Origin of the sequence: Thalassolituus sp. UBA2009 (assembly GCF_002335285.1) — a bacterium.
GTDB classification, from domain to species: Bacteria; Pseudomonadota; Gammaproteobacteria; order Pseudomonadales; family Oceanobacteraceae; genus Venatoribacter; species Venatoribacter alkanivorans.
Genome location: NZ_DDCJ01000108.1, coordinates 5,559 through 6,458, shown reverse-complemented (window position 1 = coordinate 6,458; position 900 = coordinate 5,559). Strand labels below are relative to the sequence as shown.

Here is a 900-nt window from a genome sequence, read left to right as displayed (position 1 = left end):
TGGTATGGATGGAGCGCCCGGCGCATCTTTCGCCTTTCCTGCTGGATAAAGGTTATGTCGCGCTGAATGGCTGCAGCCTGACCATTGCTGAAGTAACAGAAGATCGTTTTTGTGTGCACCTGATTCCTGAAACCCGTGATGTAACAACCTTTGGCATGGTGCAGGTGGGTGACCGCATTAATGTGGAGGTGGACGCCCAGACTCAGGCGGTGGTGGAAACCGTACGTCGCCTGTTGGCTGATCCGCAGATGAGTGCTCTGTTGTCCCGTTAAGGGGAGTGGTTCTGTGACAATAACCGGCCGCGTCGTTATCGTCAGCGGCCGGTTTGGCTGATCGCTGAGGTGGACTCAGCGGCTTTGTAAAAAGCGGATAATATCGGCCGATTCGAACATCCAGGTATCTTTGCCGTTATCAGAAATCAGCAGGCAGGGCACGGTGGTCCGGCCGGTTGCCGCATATTGTTGTTTACGGAATTCCTGATTGGTCAGCACATTGCGTTTTTCGACCTCGACCTTTACGCCGGGCAGTGCACGCAGCACACGCTGGCAGAATGGACAGGCGTCGTAGTAGTACAAAGCGTATTTCATAAGTTTCCCCAGATGAACTCTGCATGGATTATATCGAACAAACCGCACTTTTTCTGATCGCAATTGTAGCGAATTGGTTTTCCGCGCTGGCCGGTGGTGGTGCCGGACTGATTCAGCTGCCAATACTGATTTTTATGGGGCTGCCATTCCCGCTGGCGTTGGCAACGCACAAAGTGGCGACGGTTGCGCTGGGCGTTGGTGCGACCGCCCGCCATTTGCGTGAGCATCATCTCGATCGCCGGATTTTGTTGCTGATCGTCGTGGCTGGTGTGCCCGGCGTGATTGGTGGGGCCTTGTTTATTCTGGACGTGCC

Annotated in this window: 2 protein-coding genes and 1 pseudogene; 2 read left to right on the top strand and 1 reads right to left on the bottom strand. The window is 54.6% G+C overall.

Annotation, left to right across the window (positions count from 1 at the left end; genetic code table 11):
* Positions 1-272, top strand: a pseudogene (locus B3P58_RS13965) (riboflavin synthase); the annotation flags it as partial.
* 75 nt (positions 273-347) lie between these two features.
* On the opposite strand, the gene B3P58_RS13960 reads toward B3P58_RS13965, so the two are convergent.
* Positions 348-587, bottom strand: coding sequence for a glutaredoxin family protein (locus B3P58_RS13960; RefSeq protein ID WP_225691769.1), 240 nt, complete (start codon positions 585-587; stop codon positions 348-350).
* Positions 588-610: 23 nt separating this feature from the next.
* Here B3P58_RS13960 and B3P58_RS13955 point away from each other — a divergent pair.
* Positions 611-900, top strand: a 290-nt coding sequence (locus tag B3P58_RS13955) for a sulfite exporter TauE/SafE family protein (protein WP_286718378.1), incomplete at its 3' end; no start/stop codon positions are given.